The following is a 13,769-nucleotide window of genomic DNA, read 5'->3' as shown; positions in this document are numbered from 1 at the left end:
CTCAATCCAATTGAACGTCTTTGGGCGGTCTTGCACCATTATGTCACCCACAATCGCTACTACCGAAGTCAGAAGCAATTCGCCGACGCCATCCTTGCATTCATGCGTGAGACCATCCCGCAGGAATGGAAGAAATTCCGCGACAAGGTGTCAGATAACTTCCGCGTCATAACACACGAGAACTTTCGGGTTTTGGAGTAGAAGAAGTATATCTGCTGCCCGAGTTGTTCGACGTCATGGCCGAAGAGGGGCGCGATGCCACGCTGAACGATCCTGCCGTGCCGGATACCGGCACAGGGCGCGCGGGGTGGGAGATGGAAGTCGCGCGCATCTATGATGATGACCGTATGCATGACGCATTCGCAACCGCGCTCGACGACGGGCTGGACCCGGATGTGCGCGCGGAGGCGTTGGCATTCGCGCAAAGCGACCTAGGCCGCCGAGTGTTGCAACTGGAAGTGTCGGCGCGGCGGGCGCTTCTGACGCAGGAAATTGATGACACGGCACAGGCCGCGCTGGAGCGCGCGCGTGCAGCGCCGGGGGACAGTGCGCAGGGTCGGGCGCTGGAACTTGTGCGCGACAGGATTGCGGCGAACGACCTGATAGATTTGAACGTCTCACTGGGGCTGAACACCTCGCTTGCATATTACACAGGCATGGCAGAGGCGGGCTGGATGGCTGGGATGGCCGGCGCCGACATGCTGGCGCTGGTCTGGGCACAGGAAGACGCCATTCGAAGCGATGTAACGGATTGGGCGGAAGCGTATTTCCTGTTCGCCTATCAGCCATTAAACCCCGAGGAGATGGTCGCCTACATTGAGCACGCGCGCAGCCCTGCGGGTGACGCGTTCAACCGCGCCATGTTCCGGGCGTTTGACACTGTCTTTGTGGACATTTCGCGCCGGGTTGGGGCGGCCATGGCGCGACGCATGATGCAGGATACGCTCTAGACGGCGCCACGTTCCATCCTGTCGGCCAGCCGGTCCAGCATGGCCAGACACGCAGCCAACTGATCCAGCGCCAGAAATTCGTCCGGCTTGTGGGCCTGCGCAATGTCGCCCGGCCCGCAGATGACAGACGGAATGCCGATCTGCTGGAACAATCCCGCTTCGGTGCCGAAAGGCACAAGCCCCGCGCGGTTTGCACCGGTCAGTTCCATCACCAGCCGCGTGGCGGCGCTGGCAGGGTCCGGCGTCAGGCCGACGACCTCTGCAATGGTTTCCGTTTCAATAGAAGCGGCGGGATAGACCGCGTGCATCTCGGCCAGCATATCTGCTTGCAGGGCGGCCAGTTCAGCTTTGACGAACGTGGCATCCTCGGGCTGAACCGGCCGCATTTCCCATTCCAGCCGCGCGGTGCCGGGGATGACGTTATGGGCAACACCCCCCGCCAGAACCCCGATATTGATCGTGGTGTGCGGCGGGATGAAATCGCTGTCCGTCGGCGTGCGGTCTTTCAACTGCGCGCGCAGCTCGCACAGGCGGTTGACCATCCGCGCGGCGTATTGGACCGCGTTCACCCCCAAATCGGGGCTGGAGCCGTGACCTTCCAGGCCGGTGAAGCGGGTGGTGTATTCGAAACAGCCTTTATGCCCCTCGACCGGCTGCATCATCGACGGCTCGCCAATGATTCCGGCGGCCGGTGTAATCCCACGAGCTGCGAGTGTCGCCGTCAGCACCTGCGCGCCAAGGCAGCCGACCTCTTCATCATAGGTAAAGGCGAAATGCACCGGCACTTTCAGATCGCGCGCCGCAAAGACCGGGGCCATCGCCACGCAAGCGGCGACAAAGCCCTTCATGTCGCACGTTCCGCGACCATAAAGCCGCCCGTCGCGTTCAACCATGGTGAACGGGTCGGTCGTCCATGGCTGGCCCTCGACCGGCACAACATCGGTATGGCCCGACAGCACCACACCGCCAGGCAAGTCCGGCCCGATCGTTGCAAACAGGTTCAGTTTTGCGCCTGTCGCGTCAGGCTCAAACCAGAGCCGCGCACCCGCCGCCTCTAGCAAGGTGGCAAGATGCTCTGTAATGGCAAGGTTGCCATCTGCCGAAATCGATGGAAACGCCACCAGATCGGCCAAAATTTGCTTTGTGCGGGTCAGGGTGTCGGACATCTGCGGCGCTCCGTTTCGGTTATGGCTAGCGTGGCCCGGCATGCCATGCAAGAACCGGGTTGAACCGCTGCGCCGCAAGCCCAACTATGTGGTAGATAAAGGATCGCACAGCATGCCGCATAACAACCTGAACCTGCCGACAGAGCGCCCCGATGTGCTGACCCGCCCCAAACTGGAAGGCGGCAAGCATTTTCGTATGGCCAGCCCGTTCCAGCCTGCGGGCGACCAGCCGACCGCGATTGCGGAACTGGCACTGGGCGTGAATGACGGTGAGCGCGATCAGGTTTTGCTGGGCGCGACCGGCACCGGCAAGACCTACACCATGGCCAAGATCATAGAGGAAACGCAGCGTCCTGCGATCATCCTTGCGCCCAACAAAACGCTGGCCGCGCAGCTATATGGCGAATTCAAAGGGTTCTTTCCCGACAATGCGGTCGAGTATTTCGTCAGCTATTACGACTATTATCAGCCTGAAGCCTACGTCCCGCGCTCGGATACCTTTATCGAGAAGGAATCCCAGATCAACGAACAGATCGACCGGATGCGCCACTCGGCCACCCGCGCGCTGTTGGAGCGGGACGATGTGATCATCGTGGCCTCTGTTTCGTGCATTTACGGCATCGGCTCTGTCGAGACTTATTCGGCCATGACGCAGGACATGAAAGTGGGAGAGGTCTACGACCCACGCAAGGTTATGGCTGAACTCGTGGCGCAAGCCTATCGGCGCAATGACGCGGCCTTCCAGCGCGGCAGCTTTCGTGTGCGCGGTGATACGGTCGAGGTCTGGCCTGCCCACCTGGAGGACCGCGCATGGCGGCTGTCCTTCTTTGGCGAGGAGCTAGAGGCGATCATCGAATTCGACCCGCTGACCGGCGCCAAGACCGACAGTTTCGAGCAAATCCGCATTTATGCGAATAGCCATTACGTGACCCCGCGCCCCACGATGCAGCAGGCGACAAAAGGCATTAAGCATGAGTTGCAGCAACGGTTGGACCAGTTCGTGGTCGAGGGCAAACTGCTGGAAGCGCAACGGTTGGAGCAACGCACCAAGTTCGATCTGGAAATGCTGGAAGCAACCGGCGTGTGCAACGGGATCGAAAACTACTCGCGCTACCTGACGGGCCGCGCACCGGGCGAACCGCCACCCACATTGTTCGAGTTCATCCCCGACAACGCAATCGTGTTCGCAGACGAATCCCACGTTTCGGTCCCGCAGATCGGCGGCATGTATAAGGGCGACTTCCGCCGCAAGATGACGCTGGCCGAACATGGGTTCCGACTGCCAAGCTGCATGGACAACCGCCCGCTGAAGTTCGAGGAATGGGACGCCATGCGCCCGCAATCGGTGTTCGTGTCAGCCACTCCGGCCAAATGGGAGTTGGAACAAGCAGGCGGCGTGTTCACCGAACAGGTCATCCGCCCCACAGGGCTTTTGGACCCGCAAGTCGAAATCCGCCCCGTCGCCACGCAAGTGGACGACCTGCTCGACGAAATCCGCAAGGTTGCCGCGAACGACATGCGCGTACTTTGTACCGTGCTGACAAAGCGCATGGCCGAAGACCTGACAGAATACCTGCACGAACAGGGCATTCGCGTGCGCTACATGCACAGCGATATCGACACGATCGAACGTATCGAGATCCTGCGTGACCTTCGGCTGGGCGCGTTCGACGTGCTGATCGGCATCAACCTGCTGCGCGAAGGCTTGGACATTCCCGAATGCGGTCTGGTCGCCATTCTGGACGCTGACAAAGAAGGGTTCCTGCGGTCTGAGACCTCGCTGATCCAGACTATCGGGCGGGCTGCACGGAACGCCGATGGCCGGGTGATCATGTATGCCGACCGCATCACCGGCAGCATGGAACGCGCTTTGGGCGAAACCAACCGCCGCCGCGACAAGCAGATCGCCTATAACGAGGCGCATGGCATCACACCCCAGACCGTGCGCAAGAATGTCGAAGATGTGCTGGCGGGCCTCTATAAGGGCGACACCGACATGGCACGGGTGACGGCCAAGGTGGACAAGGTCAAACCCGGCGCGAACCTGCAGGCGCATCTGGACGGGTTGCGCACCGATATGCGCAAGGCCGCCGAGAATTTGGAATTCGAGGAAGCCGCCCGCCTGCGCGACGAGGTGAAACGTCTGGAAGCGGTTGAACTCGCCATCGCCGACGACCCGCTGGCACGACAATCGGCCGTGGATGACGCGGTCGATAGTGCCGTCAAACCGCGCTCGACCGCGGGCAAGCCGGGGCAGCGCGGCGGCGTGAAACGGCGACGGAAGTAAAGGCAAATCTCGCAGTCTCAGGATGTGTTTTAACCGGCTTTTAACCAACCTGCGCTATGCTGCAAACATGTATACCCGAAACTCACCTCTCTCACCCGAGGTCTGGCTGCATGACCTCTTCGCCTGCAAGGCTGTGCAACAAGGCGCGGTGATCCGGCGGAAGGCGCGAGATATCGAGCGGTTCGCAGGAATGGACCTGTTTATGCGCGAAATACATCGGCGAGGCTTTCAAGTCGCCGAGAACTCGGGGCAGATTGTCATCTTCTGCAACCGCGCTCCGATCCGGTGGCTGACACCCGGAGTAGGCCCGATTTCTTCAAAAGAAATCGGGCAGAAATCTTTGCAAGATTTCGGCTAGCGCCATCCGTGTGAGGGCGCGAGTGCTTTCGCGATCCTGTCGTGCCAATATGCAGATGGGCCCGCATCTCAGCAAATCATCGCTGGCTGAGCGTATCCTCTCACCTTTTTGCGAGAATTTCTGGAAAGTCACATTTTCACACCCACATATTTGATATGGCGCTGGGCTGGAACACCCGCGCTGCACTGTTACTGTCCCTCGTTCCGCACCTGTGCCCGGCCATCGTGCCGGGCCTTTTTTATACAGGATAATTTCCGGTTGCGGCCGCTTATGCTCCGCGCCAGCATGATCATATGGAAAACGCCTCTGACGATACCATCCGCACCATCCTGACCGAGACTAAAGTCATCGCGCTTGTCGGGTTTTCCCCCAATCCAGCGCGCCCCAGCCACTATGTGGCGCGCTTTCTGGTCGGCAGGGGCTACCGCGTGATTCCGGTCAATCCCGGCCTTGCAGGACAGATTTTTGAAGGGGAGTCCATCCGCGCCAGCCTGAAAGACTGTCCGCCCGAAGTAGAGATGGTCGATATCTTCCGCCGCTCGGATCTGGTTGGGCCAGTGGTCGACGCGGCCATCGCCTATCTGCCCAATCTGCGCACGATCTGGATGCAGATCGGGGTGCACCATCCAGCGGCAGCAGACCGCGCCTGCGCCCAAGGTCTGCGCGTGGTCTGGGACAAATGCCCCAAGGTGGAGCTACCGCGTCTGCTTGGCTAGACCGCCACCGCGCGTCCGGCCCAGAACCGCCACATCAGCAGGATCGCTGCCGTTCCGAGGCCGACCACAAGGCCGACCCAGATGCCCGGCGCACCCCATCCCAGCACAAGGCCGAAGACATACCCTGCCGGAAACCCGATGCCCCAATAGCTGAACGCGGCGATCCACATCGGCACCTTGGTATCCTGCACGCCGCGCAGCAGGCCCATGGCAACGACCTGCGCGCCATCGGCAAGCTGGAACAACGCGGCAACCATCATCAATACCGCGCCCAGTGCAATGATCTGGTCGCGCGCGGGCTCTGACGGTGACAGGAACAGGCCAACCAAATGACCGCCGAACAGAATATACAGCGCCATCGTGGCCAAAGCCAAACAGACCGACACGACAATCGTGGCCTGCGCACCCGCGCGCAAGGCAGCAGTGTCGCCCCGTCCGCGAGCGCGACCGACCAGTACTGTCCCTGCGTTTGAAAACCCCAGATGGATCATGAACAAGGCCGCCGATATCTCTATTGCGATTCCATGGGCAGCCAGTTCCAGCGTGCCGACCCGGCCGACCAATATGGCGACGGCAGAAAACAGTGCGCTTTCTGCGATGAGCGCGACACCAATGGGCCAGCCCAGCCGCCAAACTTGCGCCATGGCCTGCCAGTCGGGCCGCCAGAAGCGTTGGAATAGCGTGTAGCGCCGCAATCCCCCTGCCCGCGCGCAATACGCGGCCAAGGCCAGCGCGGTCGCGACTTGCACCCAGATGGACGCATGCGCTGCGCCGCGCACACCCATCTCTGGCACGCCCAGATTGCCAAAAATCAGCACCCAGTTCAGCGCAATGTTCAAAAACACCGCCGCGACCGTCAGCCACAGCGCGACCTGCGTGCGGCCCAGCGCGGCAAGGTAGTTTTTCAACACCGCCACGATTAGTGCCGGAAGCAGGGCGATGCCCATCAACCGCAGATAATCCTGCGCCAAGGGCACCACGTCTTCTGGCTGGCCGAGCGCAGCAAGGATAGTGCCGGAAAACCAGAATATCGGGTAGACAGCCAGCGCAAACCCCGCCGACAGCCACAGCCCCATTCGCGTGGCACGGCGAACTTCGGCGTCATCATCCGATGCGCTTGCGGTTGCGACCAGCGGCATGACCGCGTTGGCAAACCCAAGCCCGAAGGTGAAAAGCGCGAAAAACACCGCTGCCCCGATCACGCTGGCAGCCAGATCGACCACGCCATACCAGCCGAGCATGACGGTGTCTGTCACGGCCAGCAAGAATTGCGCGACATGGCTGCCGGCCAAGGGCAAGCCAAGCGCCAGAACGGCGCGCAAATCAGTCAGGAAGGGGCGGGTCGCGGCTTTCATACCCAACCGAGTATCGGTTGCATCCGGCACGAGCAAGATGGGTCAGATGGAATTTAACATGTTCAAGGCCAATAGCATAATGACCCCACCTGCAAGGATTTCGAACGCGGGCATCAGAACCGGCGAAAAGCGGGCCATCGCTGGCACCGAAAACGCACCGCGCCTTGCGCCACCCGCGAGCAAAGCGGCGGTGACCGTGACCAAACCTGTGCCCAGCGCCATGGCGAGCACACCGCCAACCCCTTGCCAGACCAGCCCCATGCGCCATGTCAGCAGCAGCACGAACAGCGCGCCAGTGCAGGGGCGCAAGGAAATCGCCCCGATGACCGCAGCCATTTCGCGCCATGACTGCGCGCGCGCAACGGCAACAGGGTCGGGCGCGTGACTATGGCCACAACTGGGGCAGATGTCTTGCGCACTGTGATCCTGCGCAGCAGGGCGCGAGCGGTAGAACGCCCGCGCGCCGCGGATAACAAGCCACAGCCCCAACGCCAGAACGGCCAATAGCGCTGCGCGGTCCAGCCATCTTGTCGCAAACTCCTCCATTCCGGCGCGGGTCAGCCCCAGCAGCGCGGCACCGCCCAGGACCAGCAGGATCGCGGTCAGCGCCTGCCCGAACGCCCCAAGCATGGCAATCCCGCCCAGGCGCACAAGGCTTGCATTCGTTCCCATGCCATAGGCACCCACGACCAGTTTGCCGTGCCCCGGCCCGATTGCATGAACAAAGCCATAGGCAAAGCAAAGGCCCCACAAGCCCGCCAATGCGCCGGGCGCGCCCGCATGAAGGGCCCGCAGGGTTGTGGCCATTCGGTCCTGCGCCGCGCGTTGGGCCGTTTGCGCCCAATCGGCCAAAGCAGCACTACCGCCGGTCAGCCACAGAACCAGCAGCCCAAGCGCGCCGCAGATTGCAACAAGGGCTACGGCGCGGGGCATGATATCCGCACCTTTTCGGCAAAAAGCGCGCCAACCGCCGGGAAATCCGCCTCTATATCGACGCTGTCAGCGGCTTTTTCGTCCAAAGCCTGCGCAAGTTCCGCCTGTGCCTTTTCCATATCCGGCGCGATGACCCGTGCGCTGCAATTCGGGGCGCCGGTCAGGACGGGCGGGCGGGACAGGCTGTAAAGCGTGTAATAACTCGGATCGTGAACCGACACTTCCCACGGCTGGCCGGGGTCGGGTTGCTCTTGCAACTGACGCAGATGCGACGACCGCAAGCGTCCATCCGCATACCCAGAGGTGGTCTTTTCGGGCCCGCCCAAAGCCAGCGCATTATCTCCTTGTGATACATGCGTGTCGCCGTGATACCCCTCGATCCAGTTCATGTCGAACCCGTCGAGTGCTGCATATTCTTCTGCCGTCAATGTGCCGTCGAAATCATCATCCAAACCCATATCGGACAGAAGCAACATCGAAAACAGAGGGTCATAGACCCATGAAATCCGCAGCGCACTTGGCTGGCCCGCAGGGTCAAAGACAATTTCCAGCGCGGCATCGACAAAGATATGCGGATGCGCTGCGGCGGGGGGCGGTGTCCAGACCGCCAAAAGGCACAGGGTAGCTGCCAGATGTCGAAACGGCATGCGGGCTCCCGTTATTGCGGGTTGGCAGGACGTGGCGCGCGCTCAGAAATCCAGACCCAGGTCCAGAACCGGGGCCGAATGGGTCAGCGCACCAACCGAGATGTAGTCTACGCCTGTCGCCGCGACTTCTGCAATCCGTTCCAACCGCATATTGCCAGAGGCTTCGGTCACGATCCGTCCAGCCGCTATTTCTACCGCCTGTGTCAGCGTGTCTGTGTCCATGTTGTCCAGCAAGACGACATCGGCACCGCCGGTCGCCAGAACCTGCTCTAGCTGTCCTAGCGTGTCCACCTCGATCTCGATCCGCATCATATGGCCTGCGCGGTCCCGCGCAGCTTGCAGCACTTGCGGCACGCCCCCAGCGGCGGCGATATGGTTGTCCTTGATCAGGATCGCGTCGGACAGGCTGTAGCGGTGCGGGCTGCCGCCGCCGTGCAGCACCGCCTGCTTTTCCACCAGCCGCAGCCCCGGCGTGGTCTTGCGTGTGCAGGTAATGCGCGCCTTGTGGCCCTTGGTTTCGGCCACGAAAGCCGCAGTCAGCGTTGCAATCCCTGTCAATCGGCCCATGAAGTTGAGCGCGACCCGCTCAGCCGACAGGATGGACGCGGCCGCGCCGTCAATCATCAGAATGGTGTCGCCTGTCGCGACCTGCGCGCCATCTGCGTGCATCACCGTGACCGTCAGGGCCGGGTCGACCAAGCGGAAGGCCAGAACGGCGGCTTGCACACCCGACACAACACCCCCCTCGCGCGCGTTCAATCGTGCGTTATAGGTTACATCAGGCCCGATCACGGCGCGGGTGGTCGCGTCACCGTTGGGACCAAGATCCTCTGTCAGCGCGGCGCGCACTAAGGGTTCCAGCAACAAGTCGGGCAAAGGGGGGATCATGCGCGCTCCAGAACTTCGGCAAGGGTGATGAAGCTGCGCGCGGCCTGCGCAGCATCGGGCGCGGGAAAGTCGTCACGCCAATGCGCGCCCCGGCTTTCGCGGCGCTGTAGCGCAGTGGCGGCGATCAGCCGCGCCGTGGCGCACATATTGCCAAAATCGGGGCAGTCCGGGTGGGCCCGGTCCAGCATGTCGATCTCGCGCAGAGCTTCTTGCAACCCTTCGGCACTGCGCCGCACCCCGACAAGCGCGGTCATGGTCCGGCGCAGGGATGCAACCGCATCGGAATCGGGGGCGATGCCGTGACCTGTGAAGGCAAGCTGCACCGCAGGCGCATCTGCGCGTGTCGCGGTGGCCAGTATATCCAACGCGCAGGCACGGGCAAAGACCAGCGCCTCTAGCACCCCGTTCGAAGCCAGACGGTTGGCCCCGTGCAGGCCCGTAGAGGCCGCTTCGCCACACACCCACAGCCCCGCAAGCGAACTGCGTCCGTGCCGGTCCACGGCTACCCCGCCCATGTGGTAATGCGCGGCGGCGGCTACGGGGATGGGCTGCCCCACCGGATCTATGCCGGCCTGTCTGCACGCCTCGGCCACCACCGGAAAATCGCTTAGCACGGTCGCGCCCAGCGCGGCGCGTGTGTCAAGCATTGGGCGCCCGCCCGACTGGCTTTGGGCAAACACGGCGCGGGCCACGATGTCGCGGGGCGCAAGTTCGGCATCCGCGTGTTCACCAAGCATAAAGCGTGTGCCGTCAGAATTTATCAGCGTGGCCCCTGCCCCGCGCAACGCTTCTGTCGCCAAAGGTGCGGGATCAAGCCCCACATCCATCGCGGTGGGATGAAACTGCACGAATTCCATATCGGCCATGCGCGCGCCCGCCCGCGCGGCCATGCCCATCACCTGCCCACGGATGCGCGCGGGATTGGTGGTCAGCGCATATAGCCCGCCAGAGCCGCCACCCGCCAGCAACACCGCAGGGGCAGTCAGGTCGACCGGTGCGCTTACACCTGTATCCGTGACTTGCGCCAGCCGGACACCGCAAACCCTGTCGCCTTTGGTCAATAGCCCCTGCGCAAGCACGCCTTCAAGCACCTGAACCGACGGCGTGGCCCGCACCACTGCGATCAGCGTTTCCATGATCTTGCGGCCCGCTTGGTCGCCCTGCACCCGCACCACGCGCGCGGTGGAATGCGCGGCCTCGTGGTTCATGACGAAACCGCCCTCATCCGTGCGGTCAAAGGGCGTGCCGTGACGGGCCAGATCCAGAATATGGTCGCGCGCGGCCTGCGTGACCATGCGCGCCACATCAGGATCCACGGTGCCCGCGCCAGCGCGCAGCGTATCGGCGGCATGCGCCTCTGGCGTGTCGGGCGCGGCCATCGCGGCGGCAATCCCGCCCTGCGCCCAAGCCGAGGACGCACCCTCACCAAGCGTTTCGGGAGAGATGACCAGAACCGGGCGCGGCGCGAGGGCCAAGGCCGCGTATAGCCCGCCCAAGCCCGCACCGACAATCACGATCCGCCCGGTGTCCAACCCCTTAGCCCTTTGCGCCAAGGTCGATCATGCGCTGCACCGCCAGCCGTGCCTTGTCGGCCACATCCTCGGGCACAGTGATTTCCGTCGTCATGGAATGCAGCGACCAGAGCACCTTTTCCAGCGTGATCTTCTTCATGTAGGGGCACATGTTGCACGGGCCGATAAACTCGACATCGGGGTGCGCATCCGAAATGTTCGAGGCCATCGAACATTCTGTGACCAACATCGCGCGTTCGGGCCGCTCTGCGCTGACATAGTCCAGAATGCCCTTGGTAGAGCCGGAAAAATCCGCCTCTGCCACCACGTCAGGCGGGCATTCGGGGTGCGCGATGATGCGGGTTCCTGGGTTCCAGTCGCGGAAATCGCGAATATCTTGCGCGGTGTATTGCTCGTGCACGATGCACGACCCTTCCCACCAGACGATGCGCTTTTCGGGCACCTGCGCCGCCACGTTCTGCGCCAAATACTGATCCGGCGTCATGATAATGGTCTCGGCGTCCAGCGCGCGGATGATCTGCACCGCATTGGCAGAGGTGCAGCAGATATCAGATGCCGCCTTCACCTCTGCGGTGGTGTTGACATAGGTCACAACCGGCGCGCCGGGGAAGCGCGCGCGCATTTCGGCAATGCCTGCGGGCGTGATGCTTTCGGCCAAAGAGCAGCCCGCTTCCATGTCGGGCATCAAGACCGTTTTGGACGGGTTCAGGATTTTAGAGGTCTCGGCCATGAAATGGACGCCGCATTGCACGATGACCTGTGCATCGGTCCGCGTTGCCTCGATTGCGAGTTGCAGGCTATCGCCCACCACGTCGGAAATGCCGTGGAATATCTCCGGCGTCATGTAGTTATGCGCCAGAATCGTCGCGTCGCGGTCCCGTTTCAGCGCGTTGATCGCGGCGACATACGGCGCATGGATTGCCCAATCTGCGGGCGAGACAACACGCGCCATGCGCGCATATTCGTCTTGCATCTTTGCAGCCAGATCAGGGTTCGGGGCAAGATCGTATTCCGCGGCCAAAGTGTCGCGGATATTGGGCATGTCCAACATGGCATGGCTCCTGTCACTCTGCCCGGCAAAACACGCGCGGGCGGGGGATGGCATTTGGGGGCGGGCGCCGGGATAACAAGACCGGGCCCGCCATGCCCGTCGCCGCTTCATGTATGTCGTTGCAGTCACGCTGTCCAGCACACAAGGGCTGCGATGTCGCTTTGCACCGCGAAGCGCCGCTATTTGGCCAGTTATGGACGTGTCAGCTTTGTACAAAGGGAAAACACCCGCCTGATGGTTCAGGACGGGCCCACAAGGAGTGTGCGACATGGCGGAACCGGCGGTGGAGATGGGTGCAGCGACAAGCGGACGGCGCGGACGCAGCGGCGGCGGCGGCGCGGCGCGCCGGGCCTCACGGTCGGCGGTCAGTCTGGAAACCGCCAAATATATCGAGCGCAACATCCCCAATCTGGAAGTGCTGAACGAAGAGGCGCTTCAGATCATCGAGGCCAATGCAGAAACCGTGCTGGCCGAAATTGGCGTCAATTTTGTTGATAACCCTGCCGCGCTGCAACGCTGGCGCGATGCCGGGGCCGATGTCGAGGGCGAGCGCGTGCGCATTCCGCGCGGTCTGGCGCGCCAGCTTTGTGCGACCGCCCCCGCAGCTTTCACCCAGCACGCGCGCAACTCTGCGCGCAACGTGGAAATCGGTGGCCGCAATCTGGTGATGGCGCCGGTCTACGGCCCGCCTTTCGTGCGGTCCGCCAATGGTGGTCGCCGCTATGCCACGATGGAGGATTTCCGCAATTTCGTGAAGCTGGGCTATATGTCGAAATGGCTGCACCATTCTGGTGGCACGGTGTGCGAGCCAACCGACATCGCCGTGAACAAGCGCCATCTGGACATGCTGCATGCGCACATGACCCTGTCGGACAAGCCGTTCATGGGGTCGGTCACCGACCCCACGCGCGCAGAAGATTCGGTCGCAATGTGCAAGCTGTTGTTCGGATCCGACTTTGTCGACCAGAACACGGTTATGACCTCTCTGATCAACCTCAACAGTCCGTTGACCTTCGATTCAACCATGATGGGCGCGTTGGAAGTTTATGCGCGCGCCAACCAAGCCTGCATTATCTCACCCTTCATCGTGGGCGGTGCAATGGCGCCTACAACGGTCGCAGGCACACTGACGCAGGTCATGGCCGAAGTATTGGCGGGCGTCGCGTATTCCCAACTTGTGCGCCCCGGCGCCCCGGTCATCATGGGGGCGTTCGTGACCTCTATCGACATGAACAGCGGCGCGCCGACCTTCGGCACGCCGGAAGCCGCGCTCATCACCTATGGTGCGGGGCAGTTGGCACGGCGTCTGGGCCTGCCCTACCGCTCTGGCGGGTCGTTCTGCGGGTCCAAGCTGCCAGATGCGCAGGCGGCTTATGAAACCGCCAACAGCCTGAATATGGCGCTTCTGGCGGGCGTGAATTTCATGCTGCATTCCTGCGGCTGGCTGGAAGGGGGGCTGGTCGCCTCTTATGAGAAATTCGTGATGGATGCCGACCAGCTTGGCACATTGCACCATCTGGCCAAGGGCGTGGACATGTCTGAAAACGGGCAGGCCATGGACGCGCTGCGCGAGGTTGGGCCCGGCGGGCATTTCCTTGGCTGTGCGCATACGCAAGCCAATTTCAAAGAGGCGTTCTGGCGCTCTGACCTGCTGGATTACAAACCGTTCGAGACATGGGAAGAGGAAGGCGCACGCGACACCCAGGCATTGGCCAGTGCCCGTGTCACCAAAATGCTGGGCGACTACCAGCAACCAGCGCTTGACCCTGCCGTGAACGAAGCGCTGTCTGACTATGTCGCGCGGCGCAAAGCGTCGGAACCGGATGCGTTCGGCTGAACTATTCTAGCGTCGCAATAAAAAGGCCGTCGTTTTCGACTGCCCTTTT

Annotated in this window: 12 protein-coding genes and 1 pseudogene; 5 read left to right on the top strand and 8 right to left on the bottom strand. The window is 62.2% G+C overall.

What is annotated here, in order from left to right; genetic code table 11:
- Positions 1-201: pseudogene (locus ROE7235_RS14845) on the top strand (IS630 family transposase); the annotation flags it as partial.
- A gap of 23 nt (positions 202-224) precedes the next feature.
- Positions 225-950: a DUF2059 domain-containing protein gene (locus ROE7235_RS14840; RefSeq protein ID WP_147434224.1), complete on the top strand. Its 726-nt coding sequence runs from the start codon at positions 225-227 to the stop codon at positions 948-950.
- On the opposite strand, the gene argE is transcribed toward ROE7235_RS14840, so the two are convergent.
- Complete coding sequence (gene argE / locus ROE7235_RS14835) at positions 947-2,116, bottom strand: acetylornithine deacetylase (RefSeq protein WP_121096281.1); 1,170 nt, start codon at positions 2,114-2,116, stop codon at positions 947-949. The two genes, ROE7235_RS14840 and argE, sit on opposite strands and share 4 nt — an antisense overlap.
- A 112-nt stretch (positions 2,117-2,228) precedes the next feature.
- Here argE and uvrB point away from each other — a divergent pair, with 112 nt between their 5' ends.
- The gene (gene uvrB, locus ROE7235_RS14830) at positions 2,229-4,403 is read left to right on the top strand and encodes an excinuclease ABC subunit UvrB (RefSeq protein ID WP_121096289.1); all 2,175 of its coding nucleotides are present in this window, start codon (positions 2,229-2,231) and stop codon (positions 4,401-4,403) included.
- A 91-nt stretch (positions 4,404-4,494) separates the two neighbouring features.
- On the opposite strand, the gene ROE7235_RS20875 is transcribed toward uvrB, so the two are convergent.
- Positions 4,495-4,620 (bottom strand): hypothetical protein, encoded by a 126-nt coding sequence (locus ROE7235_RS20875; protein ID WP_306418880.1) that lies wholly within the window; start codon positions 4,618-4,620, stop codon positions 4,495-4,497.
- Positions 4,621-5,054: 434 nt separating this feature from the next.
- Between ROE7235_RS20875 and ROE7235_RS14820 the strand changes: the two genes are divergently transcribed.
- Positions 5,055-5,477, top strand: a complete 423-nt coding sequence (locus ROE7235_RS14820) for a CoA-binding protein (RefSeq protein WP_121096279.1) — start codon at positions 5,055-5,057, stop codon at positions 5,475-5,477.
- On the opposite strand, the gene ROE7235_RS14815 is transcribed toward ROE7235_RS14820, so the two are convergent.
- Genes ROE7235_RS14815 through nadA form a run of 6 tightly spaced genes read right to left on the bottom strand, consistent with a single transcriptional unit; the run spans position 5,474 to position 11,883 of the window.
- Positions 5,474-6,832 carry an MATE family efflux transporter gene (locus tag ROE7235_RS14815; RefSeq protein ID WP_121096278.1) on the bottom strand — a complete coding sequence of 453 codons (1,359 nt, stop codon included), beginning with the start codon at positions 6,830-6,832 and terminating at the stop codon, positions 5,474-5,476. The genes ROE7235_RS14820 and ROE7235_RS14815 overlap by 4 nt on opposite strands.
- Positions 6,833-6,874: 42 nt before the next feature.
- Positions 6,875-7,765, bottom strand: a complete 891-nt coding sequence (locus tag ROE7235_RS14810) for a nickel/cobalt transporter (protein ID WP_121096277.1) — start codon at positions 7,763-7,765, stop codon at positions 6,875-6,877.
- Positions 7,750-8,412, bottom strand: coding sequence for a DUF1007 family protein (locus ROE7235_RS14805; protein WP_121096276.1), 663 nt, complete (start codon positions 8,410-8,412; stop codon positions 7,750-7,752). The genes ROE7235_RS14810 and ROE7235_RS14805 overlap by 16 nt, the downstream gene beginning before the upstream one ends.
- Before the next feature lie 42 nt (positions 8,413-8,454).
- Complete coding sequence (gene nadC, locus ROE7235_RS14800; protein ID WP_121096275.1) at positions 8,455-9,300, bottom strand: carboxylating nicotinate-nucleotide diphosphorylase; 846 nt, start codon at positions 9,298-9,300, stop codon at positions 8,455-8,457.
- Positions 9,297-10,832 (bottom strand): L-aspartate oxidase, encoded by a 1,536-nt coding sequence (locus tag ROE7235_RS14795; RefSeq protein WP_121096274.1) that lies wholly within the window; start codon positions 10,830-10,832, stop codon positions 9,297-9,299. The genes nadC and ROE7235_RS14795 overlap by 4 nt, the downstream gene beginning before the upstream one ends.
- A gap of 4 nt (positions 10,833-10,836) precedes the next feature.
- Positions 10,837-11,883 carry a quinolinate synthase NadA gene (gene nadA / locus ROE7235_RS14790; protein WP_121096273.1) on the bottom strand — a complete coding sequence of 349 codons (1,047 nt, stop codon included), beginning with the start codon at positions 11,881-11,883 and terminating at the stop codon, positions 10,837-10,839.
- Positions 11,884-12,151: 268 nt separating this feature from the next.
- On the opposite strand from nadA, the gene ROE7235_RS14785 reads away from it, so the two are divergent.
- Positions 12,152-13,720, top strand: coding sequence for a trimethylamine methyltransferase family protein (locus tag ROE7235_RS14785; RefSeq protein WP_370743802.1), 1,569 nt, complete (start codon positions 12,152-12,154; stop codon positions 13,718-13,720).
- Positions 13,721-13,769: the final 49 nt, after the last annotated feature.

Source organism: Roseinatronobacter ekhonensis (assembly GCF_900499075.1).
Lineage (GTDB): Bacteria > Pseudomonadota > Alphaproteobacteria > Rhodobacterales > Rhodobacteraceae > Roseinatronobacter > Roseinatronobacter ekhonensis.
This window is presented reverse-complemented; position numbering and strand designations above follow the sequence as displayed.

What these genes read in the sequence shown, in the direction of transcription:
- ROE7235_RS14785 (WP_370743802.1), top strand. Translation starts at nt 12,152, where the DNA reads ATGGCGGAACCGGCGGTGGAGATGGGTGCAGCGACAAGCGGACGGCGC.
- ROE7235_RS20875 (WP_306418880.1), bottom strand. Translation starts at nt 4,620, where the DNA reads ATGTATTTCGCGCATAAACAGGTCCATTCCTGCGAACCGCTCGATATC.
- ROE7235_RS14820 (WP_121096279.1), top strand. Translation starts at nt 5,055, where the DNA reads ATGGAAAACGCCTCTGACGATACCATCCGCACCATCCTGACCGAGACT.
- ROE7235_RS14805 (WP_121096276.1), bottom strand. Translation starts at nt 8,412, where the DNA reads ATGCCGTTTCGACATCTGGCAGCTACCCTGTGCCTTTTGGCGGTCTGG.
- ROE7235_RS14815 (WP_121096278.1), bottom strand. Translation starts at nt 6,832, where the DNA reads ATGAAAGCCGCGACCCGCCCCTTCCTGACTGATTTGCGCGCCGTTCTG.
- nadA (WP_121096273.1), bottom strand. Translation starts at nt 11,883, where the DNA reads ATGTTGGACATGCCCAATATCCGCGACACTTTGGCCGCGGAATACGAT.
- argE (WP_121096281.1), bottom strand. Translation starts at nt 2,116, where the DNA reads ATGTCCGACACCCTGACCCGCACAAAGCAAATTTTGGCCGATCTGGTG.
- nadC (WP_121096275.1), bottom strand. Translation starts at nt 9,300, where the DNA reads ATGATCCCCCCTTTGCCCGACTTGTTGCTGGAACCCTTAGTGCGCGCC.
- ROE7235_RS14810 (WP_121096277.1), bottom strand. Translation starts at nt 7,765, where the DNA reads ATGCCCCGCGCCGTAGCCCTTGTTGCAATCTGCGGCGCGCTTGGGCTG.
- uvrB (WP_121096289.1), top strand. Translation starts at nt 2,229, where the DNA reads ATGCCGCATAACAACCTGAACCTGCCGACAGAGCGCCCCGATGTGCTG.